General features: G+C 46.5%; 6 protein-coding genes and 1 pseudogene. 4 read left to right on the forward strand and 3 right to left on the reverse strand.

Features of this window, described 5'->3' with window-relative positions; all coding sequences use genetic code 11:
- Window positions 1–38 precede the first annotated feature (38 nt).
- The 4 genes from BLV62_RS05205 to BLV62_RS05220 all read left to right on the forward strand — a co-directional run bounded on the left by BLV62_RS05205 (window position 39) and on the right by BLV62_RS05220 (window position 6374).
- Entirely contained in the window at window positions 39–1736 is a 1698-nt protein-coding gene (locus BLV62_RS05205) for a GMC oxidoreductase (protein WP_089759383.1), read from the forward strand.
- Between the two features lie 194 nt (window positions 1737–1930).
- Complete coding sequence (locus BLV62_RS05210; protein ID WP_089759426.1) at window positions 1931–3628, forward strand: GMC oxidoreductase; 1698 nt, start codon at window positions 1931–1933, stop codon at window positions 3626–3628.
- 94 nt (window positions 3629–3722) lie between these two features.
- A complete protein-coding gene (locus tag BLV62_RS05215) occupies window positions 3723–5534 on the forward strand; it encodes a glycoside hydrolase family 35 protein (protein WP_089759384.1) in 1812 nt (603 codons plus the stop codon).
- 396 nt (window positions 5535–5930) lie between these two features.
- Window positions 5931–6374 carry a CBS domain-containing protein gene (locus BLV62_RS05220; RefSeq protein WP_089759386.1) on the forward strand — a complete coding sequence of 148 codons (444 nt, stop codon included), beginning with the start codon at window positions 5931–5933 and terminating at the stop codon, window positions 6372–6374.
- Between the two features lie 63 nt (window positions 6375–6437).
- Here BLV62_RS05220 and BLV62_RS05225 read toward each other — a convergent pair whose 3' ends face one another.
- The 3 genes and pseudogenes from BLV62_RS05225 to BLV62_RS28510 all read right to left on the reverse strand — a co-directional run.
- Complete coding sequence (locus BLV62_RS05225) at window positions 6438–8873, reverse strand: outer membrane beta-barrel protein (protein ID WP_089759388.1); 2436 nt, start codon at window positions 8871–8873, stop codon at window positions 6438–6440.
- 73 nt (window positions 8874–8946) lie between these two features.
- The gene (locus BLV62_RS05230) at window positions 8947–9222 is read right to left on the reverse strand and encodes a hypothetical protein (RefSeq protein WP_089759391.1); all 276 of its coding nucleotides are present in this window, start codon (window positions 9220–9222) and stop codon (window positions 8947–8949) included.
- Window positions 9223–9392: 170 nt separating this feature from the next.
- Window positions 9393–9586: pseudogene (locus BLV62_RS28510) on the reverse strand (hypothetical protein); the annotation flags it as partial.

Below are 9586 nucleotides of genomic sequence, written 5' to 3' on the forward strand. Positions count from 1 at the left end.
CTGCCAACCCTATCTTTTTATCTTTAAACCGATATTTCATGAACCTGAATATAAAAGCACAGGAACAGAACACTTACGACGCGATCGTAATCGGTTCTGGTGTCAGCGGCGGATGGGCTGCTAAAGAGCTTACAGAAAAAGGATTGAAAGTGCTCATGCTCGACAGGGGTAAAAAACTGGAGCATGTGAAAGACTACGAAACTGCGACCAAAGACCCATGGGAATTCCCTCACCGCGGCCGTATCACCGTTGAACAACGCGAAACTCACCCTAAGCTGAGCAGGGACTATCCCTACAGTGAGCACAACGAAAAATACTGGATCAACGACTCTCAAAGTCCATATAACGAAGTAAAACGCTTCGACTGGTACCGGCCGGATATCGTAGGCGGTAAATCCATCATGTGGGGCCGTCAGTCATACAGATGGAGCGATATAGATTTTGAAGCTAACCTGAAAGATGGTATCGCTGTTGACTGGCCTATCCGCTACAAGGATATTGCGCCATGGTACGACTACGTTGAAAAATTTGTTGGTATCAGCGGATCTAAGGAAAACCTGCCACAGCTCCCTGATGGCCAGTTTATGCCGGCAATGGAAATGAACTGCGTGGAAAAAGACGTAAAGAAAAGCGTTGAATCCAAGTTCAAAGGCCGTATCATTACCATGGGCCGTGTTGCGAACATCACGCAACCACTGCCTGGCCGCGAAAAATGCCAGTACCGTAACCTTTGCAGCCGCGGTTGTCCGTTTGGCGCTTACTTCAGCACCCAATCATCAACCCTGCCAGCTGCCATGGCAACCGGCAACCTGACACTCCGCCCTGATTCTATTGTAGCTTCCGTGATCTACGACGATCAGAAAGGAAGAGCAACAGGCGTAAAGGTAATAGACAAAAACACCAAGCAGGAAATAGAATACTACGCGAAGCTCATCTTTATCAATGGCTCTACGCTGGGTTCTACTTTTGTTATGCTGAACTCTATCTCTTCCCGTTTCCCTAACGGCCTGGGTAACGATAGTGGCGTATTGGGTAAATACCTGATGGATCACCACTTCCGCACAGGCGCTTCAGGAACGGCAGAAGGATACGACGATAAATATTATTTCGGTCGCCGTGCCAACGGTATCTATGTACCTCGTTACCGCAACATCGGGTCAGATAAACGCGATTATCTCCGTGGATTCGGCTACCAGGGAGGCGCCAGCCGCCAGGGTTGGAGCCGCGGTATCGCTGAAATGGGCGTAGGTAAAGACTTCAAAGAAATGCTGCAGGAACCGGGCAACTGGAGCATCGGCCTGGGCGGCTTCGGCGAATGTTTGCCATACGAAGACAACGTGGTAACACTCGACAACTCAGTGAAGGACGCATGGGGACTGCCAGTATTGAAATTCGACGCAGAGTTCAAGGAAAATGAAAAGAAAATGAGGGTAGATATGATGAACGACGCTGCAGAAATGCTGGAAGCTGCCGGTATCAAAAATGTAAAAACATACGATAACGGTTCATACCCCGGTATGGCTATCCATGAAATGGGTACCGCCAGGATGGGTAGAGATCCTAAAACTTCTATCCTGAACGGGTTTAACCAGATGCATAGCGTGAAGAACGTATTCGTAACAGACGGCGCTTGTATGACTTCCGCCGCCTGCGTGAACCCTTCTCTTACTTATATGGCCCTCACAGCGAGAGCTGTAGACTATGCCGTAAAAGAAATGAAGAAAGGAAATATCTAATGAGAATGTTTCACGCAAAGACGCAAAGGAATTTTTGACCGAAGCGAATTTTAAGACCGCAAAGGAGCGGAGATCATGTTATACAACAAAACTAATCTCCGCTCCTTTGCGGTCTTAAAATTCGCTTCGGTCAAAAATTCCTTTGCGTCTTTGCGTGAAACCCCACTCCTTTGGGAGAAACAAAACACCGCAACATGAATCTTAACATCAAGGCCGAAAAGGAAAATACCTACGATGCGATCGTCGTAGGCTCCGGTATTAGTGGAGGCTGGGCGGCCAAAGAGCTTTGCGAAAAAGGCCTGAAAACCCTTGTACTGGAAAGAGGGCGTAACGTAGAGCATATCAAAGACTACACAACGGCTATGAAAGCGCCGTGGGAGTTTGCCCATCACCTGGAACATACCAACAAAATGAGGGAAGATCACCCTATCCAGAGCCGCTGCTACGCTTTTGATGAAGCTACCCAGCAGTTTTGGGTGAACGACAGGGAAAACCCTTACAATGAAATAAAACCATTCAACTGGTTGCGCGGGTATCACGTAGGCGGCCGTTCCCTCATGTGGGGCAGGCAGGTATACAGGTGGAGCGACCTGGATTTTACCGCTAACGCAAAAGACGGGCACGGAGTTGACTGGCCTATCAGGTATAAAGACATCGCTCCCTGGTACGAATACGTGGAAAGATACATTGGCGTAAGCGGGCAGGCCGAAGGACTGCCTCAACTGCCCGATGGCGTATTCATGCCGGCAATGGAAATGAATTGCCTGGAAAAACATGTAGCTCAACGGATAAAAGAGCAATACAAAGACCGTATCCTCACTATAGGCCGGGCAGCGCATGTTACCAAAGAACATAATGGTCGTGGACCTTGCCAGTACCGCAGTCTTTGCGCCAGGGGATGCCCGTTTACCGGCTATTTCAGCAGCAATGGGGTAACCTTGCCGGCAGCCGCGAAAACCGGTAACCTCACCCTGCGTCCTGATTCTATTGTACTGGAAGTGTTGTACGATAAAGATAAAAGCAAAGCTACCGGCGTAAGGGTAATGGATGCACATACCTTGCAAACGGTAGAATACTACGCCAATATCATCTTCCTCAATGCTTCTACACTGGGTACTTCCTGGATCATGCTCAACTCCGTGTCTGACCGCTTCCCTAACGGGTTTGGAAACGATAGCGGACAACTTGGCCACAACCTGATGGATCACCACTTCGGCGTTGGCGCATCAGGGGAATATGAAGGGTTCGAAGACCAGTATTACAACAGCGGAAGAAGACCTAATGGTATTTATATTCCCCGCTTCCGTAACGTAAACGAACAAACGAAACGTTCGGATTATGTGCGCGGATTCGGTTACCAGGGCGGCGCAGGCCGCGGTCGTGGTACCAGCTGGGAAGGGATCGGCGTGCAGCTGAAAGAAGCGCAGACCCAACCCGGCAAATGGAGCATGGGAATTGGCTCCTGGGGCGAACACCTGCCATACTACGAAAACAAGGTATCGCTGAATCATAACAAGAAAGATAGATACGGCCTGCCAACATTAGACATCGACTGCGAATTCAGGGAAAATGAACTTGCTATGCGCAAGGATATGATGGCCAGCGCAGTGGAAATGCTGGAAGCTGCAGGGTTGAAGAACGTACACGGGTACGACGATATGCCGCCTCCGGGCCACTGTATCCACGAAATGGGAACAGCCAGGATGGGCCGCGATCCTAAAACCTCCGTATTGAATGAATTTAACCAGGTGCATGCTGCCAAAAATGTATTTGTTACTGATGGCGCCTGCATGACCTCTTCTTCCTGTGTAAATCCTTCTATTACCTACATGGCGTTAACAGCCAGGGCATGCGATCACGCAGTTTCCGAACTGAAGAAAGGTAATATATAATACGTTATCATTACGGCTGGCTGGTCAGAACGGCCCGCCGTAATGATATTCAGGAATAAAGCGTAAATTGAACGCTACGAACAACAGTTGAACAATGAAAAAGATCCTCTTGACAAGTGGACTGGCGCTTTGCTGCTGGTTCGCAACTCCGTTACAGGCGCAGAACCGCCACTCTTTCTCCCTTTCTCCAACTGCTTTTTTATTGGATAATAAACCCTTCCAGATGATCAGCGGGGAAATGCATCCTGCAAGGATACCCAAAGAATACTGGCGCCATCGCATACAAATGGCCAAAGCAATGGGCTGCAATACTATTGCGGCCTATGTTTTCTGGAACTACCACGAGCCGGTAAAAGGGCAGTTCGATTTCAGCTCAGAGAACCGCGATATCGCCGAATTTATCCGCCTTGCCCAGCAGGAAGGAATGTGGGTGTTGCTGCGCCCCGGTCCTTATGTCTGCGCAGAATGGGAGTTCGGAGGCCTGCCGCCTTACCTGCTGCAAATACCGGATATAAAAGTGCGGTGTATGGATCACCGTTATATGGAAGCGGTAAAACGGTATGTGACAGCCTTGGCTAAGGAAGTAAAACCTTTGCTGGTAACGAATGGCGGCCCCATCGTAATGGTGCAGATAGAGAACGAATATGGAAGCTACGGTAACGATAAAACTTATCTCAACACGCTGAAAGATCTGTGGGTAGAAAACGGGATCAATGTTCCGTTCTACACTGCAGATGGGGCCACGGCTTATATGCTGGAGGCAGGAGGAGTACCTGGCGCAGCTATAGGGCTGGATTCCGGCAGTTCGGAAGCAGACTTTGAGGCGGCCAGGAAACAAAACCCGAATGTCCCTTCTTTCAGCAGTGAAACTTACCCCGGTTGGCTTACCCACTGGGGCGAAAACTGGCAACGGCCAGGCATCGACGGCATAGTAAAGGAAGTCAAATTCCTTATGGACACCAAACGCTCTTTTAACCTCTACGTCATACACGGAGGAACCAACTTTGGCTTTACAGCCGGCGCTAATTCGGGCGGCAAAGGGTATGAGCCGGATGTAACCAGCTATGATTACGATGCGCCGATCAACGAACAGGGAGCGGCCACTCCAAAGTATATGGCCCTCAGGCAGCTGTTGGCCAGCTACCTGCCTAAAGGAAAAAAATTGCCTCCTGTTCCTGCCGCTATTCCAACAATCAGCATCCCCGCCTTTACGCCAACTGTGTTTACTTCCGTATGGGATCACCTGCCGGCGGCTGTAAGTGTACCGCAGCCTAAACCTTTCGAAGCAGTAGGGCAGGACTACGGGTTCATGTTATATAAAACCAAACTGATCGGTCATAAAAGCGGCAAGCTTACGATCAAAGACCTGCACGATTACGCTACCGTCTTCCTCAATGGGCAATACATCGGGAAATTAGACAGGAGGTTGGGAGAGAAGACCATCGAAATCCCAACCAGCAATGTAAAGGACCCCGAGCTGGAAATCCTGGTAGAAGGAATGGGCCGCATTAATTTTGCAGAGGCCATGATAGACAGGAAAGGAATAACCGACAGGGTAGTATTGAACGGGATGACGCTGATGAACTGGGAAATGTACAGTTTACCAATGAATGAAGCCTCCGTGCAGTCGCTAACGGCGTCGGCTACCCATTCAGACAAACCAGGTCAGTACTTTAAAGCCAGTTTCAACCTCGACAAAACCGGAGATACCTATATAGACATGTCGGCTTACCAAAAAGGCATCGTATGGGTGAACGGCCATAACCTGGGCCGTTACTGGCAAATAGGCCCCCAGCAACGCTTATACTGCCCCGCCACCTGGCTCAGGAAAGGCAGCAACGAGATCCTCATCTTCGACCTGCATCAAACTACTCCGGCTTCCGTCACCGGCGAACCACATTTATAGTTTCACGCAGAGGCGCAAAGGAATTTTTGATCGGAGCGAATTTTAAGACCGCAAAGAAGCGGAGATTAATTTAATGAAAATGTTTCACGCAGAGGCGCAAAGGAATTTTTGATCGGAGCGAATTTTAAGACCGCAAAGAAGCGGAGATTAAGTTATACAACAAAACTAATCTCCGCTTCTTTGCGGTCTTAAAATTCGCTCCGATCAAAAATTCCTTTGCGCCTCTGCGTGAAACATTTTCATTAAATTAATCTCCGCTTCTTTGCGGTCTTAAAATTCGCTCCGATCAAAAATTCCTTTGCGCCTCTGCGTGAAACATCCGCGTGGAAAATTCCGCGAATTTACGTATCTTCAGAATGGTGGTTTTTCATTATTTACTCTCTTAAATACCTCGCAATGGGAAAAGTTCGTAACATCCTGCAGGTGAAGGGACATGCAGTTTACTCCATTAAACCTGACAACACAGTTTATGAAGCGTTACAGCAGTTGGTAGACCATAACATTGGCGCCCTGACAGTAACAGACGACCAAAACAATGTACTGGGTATCTTTTCAGAGCGCGACTATGCACGGCGCGTAATGCTTAAAGGACGTACTTCCAAAGAAACACTGATCCGGGAGATCATGACAGAAAATCCTTTCACTGTATCGGAAGAGGATTCTATCGAAGCCTGCATGGAATTGATGACAGATAAACATATTCGTCATCTGCCGGTGATCGATGATAAGAACCGGTTAATCGGCCTCATATCCATTGGCGACGTAGTGAAATATATTATCGACGATCAGCGCCAGATCATTAACAGCCTGGAGGGGTATATAAAGGGTACGCATATCTGAAAAAAATGATACCGGCCATCGTATGTGGACCGGTATCTATGCAGTGTTAAGGAAATACTGATTTCAGGATCCTGCCCTGTTAAGTTCCTCGTTAGCCTTCCGTTCTCTCGCGGCCTTGATGGTCGTGCTGCCGAAGCGGTAAGAGAAGTAAAGATTAAAGGTCCTGAATTGCCAGGTGTTGAAAATACCTAAACGCATATTGCCATATTCGGCAGCGCCCCTGTACGACTCATTGCGCAGGATATTGTTATAGCTCACTTTTACGGTAGCATTCTTATTCCAGAACTGTTTCTGCAAACCAACATTCATGTTATACTGGGCATAGCCCCTGAAGATGCTGTATACAAAAGGAGAGTTGTAATAGCCGGTAACTTCCAGCTTCATATCTTTTGGTAAAGTAATGGTATTGGTTGTGTTGATATAGTAGTTGATATTGGTTAAAGTATAAGGCTGGTCATTCAGATCTGCAAACCTGAACTTGTTATAGGAAATATCGATGTTATTGGTGTTTTCCCACCACTTCGTTACCTGGAACGGCAGCGTGAACAATACGCTGTAGATATCCGTGTTATCGTAGTTCCTTTCAGTGCTGACAGAGGCATTTGTCTTTTCGTCTATGTAAATAAACTCCTCCATCATATCTGTTGTTCGTGTATACCTGAGCGTTGCAATATACTTTTCCTTGAAGGTATATCCTATCTCTGCAATATTGCTGTATTGCGGTTTTAAGTAAGGGTTGCCTTTCCCGTAAGTGTATTTATCCAGGTAGAACATGAAGGGGTTTAACTGGCTGTAGCTAGGACGTTCTATCCTGCGGCTTAAAACTAATGTCAGTTTGTTTTTAGGATTCAACACTTGTTCTATCGACAGGTTAGGGAAGAAGTCGGTGTACGACCTTTTCACTTCCGTGTTGGTAGAGTAGGAGCGGCCGAGAGAGGAGGTGTTTTCAACTCTCAGCCCTAACTGGATACCTGTTTTATTGATCTGTTGTTTGTAAGATGTATAGGCGGCATAAATATTTTCCTGGTAAGTGAACTCATCGCTTAAGCCCGGAACCGTGGTGTATTTACCGTTGAGTAAAGAGTCGAATTGGGAATTGTTCCTGGTAGTAACAAAGCTGACTTTCATTCCTCCTTCGATCTTTGCATTCTTGGTTAAAGGCCAGGAGATATCTGTTTTTAAACTTTTGATAATGATCTGGGCGTTGGAAAAGTTCTGGATATGATTGTTGTTCCTGTAAAGGCTGGTATGCGTATCATACATGCTGTCGTTAAGCCTCAGGATGCGGTGATTATTGAATTGTGCGTAATCGGCGTCGAAAGTGATCTCGCGTCCGCCGGCCGTATCCAGTACGCCTTTATAGTTCAGGTTCAGCGTAATGTTATCGAATTTGTTATTGTTGGTGGTGATGGAATGCAATATGGAATCGGCGGCTTTCATGGGCCTTCCGAGGTAGGTCTGGCTGTATATCTGGTTGCTGAAGCCATTCTTGTATCCGCTTGCCAGTACGCCGATGGTATGTTTTTCTGTCAGAAAATAATCCAGGCCCAGTTTGAGATAATTGTTCTTGAATTTATTCCGTTGGAAAACATCCTGGTCTAAAGCGGATGTCGTGCCATCATTATTGTTTATCAGCCTGTCGTATTCGCGTGTCACCATTCTTGGATAAATACCCTGATCGAAGTTTCCGAAGAGGTTGAATTTTTCGGTTCTCCAGTTGAAGTTGCCGGAAATGCCGTACCTGCCGTATTTAGCTTGTGTAAGGGTAGCGCTGATGTTGCCATTTACTCCGGTCATCTTTCCTTTCTTTGTTTTAATGTTGATGATACCACCATTACCGGCAGCGTCGTATTTAGCGGAAGGACTGGTGATAATCTCAATGTTTGCAATGCTTTCGCCGGGCAATGTTTTTAACAGGTTGGTGAGTTGTTCGCCGCTCAGGTAGGTTAATTTACCGTCTATCATTACGGTAACGCTCTGGCCTTTTAAAGTTACGTTCTCGTTATTGTCTACCTGTACTCCGGGCGCGCGGCGAAGCAGGTCCAGGGCGGTGTTGCCCGCTGCCGTCACGCTGTTTTCTACATTCAGTACTGTTTTGCCAGGAGAGCTTTCTATGTATGGTTTAGTTGCGGTCACATTCACAGCCTGCAGGTTTTTGCCTGCGGCAGTTAACTTTAATGTTCCAACATCAATGCTGCGGTGAGATGCATCAACACGAAAGGCCGGAACGAGCTGGGTGGCGTAGCCTACCTGCGAAACCTGGATAAAGTAATGTCCGTCTTTAATTTTCTCGAACCTGCAATCTCCTGTTTCGGTGGTTAACTCACCTTTTACAAGTACAGAATCCTTAACAGCTTTAAGCATGATTGTAGTGAATGGCAAGGGTTTACCATCGGGGTCCGTGACTTTTAATGTGATCTTTCCTGTAGGGTTTTGCTGGGCAAATACATGCAATACGCAGCAAATGGCAAAGCCAATAGATACGACGATCTTTTTCATACTAGATTCCTAGATAAAATTTTCTCAAAAACAAAAAACCTTAAAAAAAACTGGTGCTAATTGATTGGGTACCTTAATATGATCCCTGGGTTTGTTGATATAATCCTATAGCGCTTTTTACCACCGTTTTCAGTACTCCAAATGGTATATGTTCTCGTTCAGCCACATCACAGTAATCATTTGAGGGAGTAGAAGGAGTAGGTTGTAAATATCCGGGTCCAATCAAATATATAGGTAATTCATCTGGGTTGCAAGCGGAAATAGAGTATTGTCCTGTCAGTTGCCCCTTGCCCACTACAAAAAGTGCAGCAATAAGACTCAGACATAAAACTATAGCAACTTTTTTCATACCATGTTTTTTCTAAAGACGTACGGGCATGAAAAAAGTTGCACAGTTAAATAAAAAAAATCATTATTGTCCGACAAAAATCGGGTTAAAAATGGCTGTAATCCCTTTCTGATAAGGATTACAGCCTAAAATTTGATTGTTTCAAAATGGGGGGAAGCTCCCCTCCTTTATTACGGTGAAAAGGCAAGCGATGATGCATTGTGTTTTTTTCTCCATGCTTTATATGTGTCTTTAATAAATTCCATCAGTCCAACATAGCTTGTCAGGTGTAATCTTATAACGGTGATCATATTAGCAAAAGATTTTTTCGTGGCAGCTTTCTTTCTGATGACCACCATCAGTAATTGAGCGATCAGCACGCAAT

The sequence above is a fragment of the Chitinophaga terrae (ex Kim and Jung 2007) genome (genome assembly GCF_900107795.1).
GTDB lineage: Bacteria > Bacteroidota > Bacteroidia > Chitinophagales > Chitinophagaceae > Chitinophaga > Chitinophaga terrae.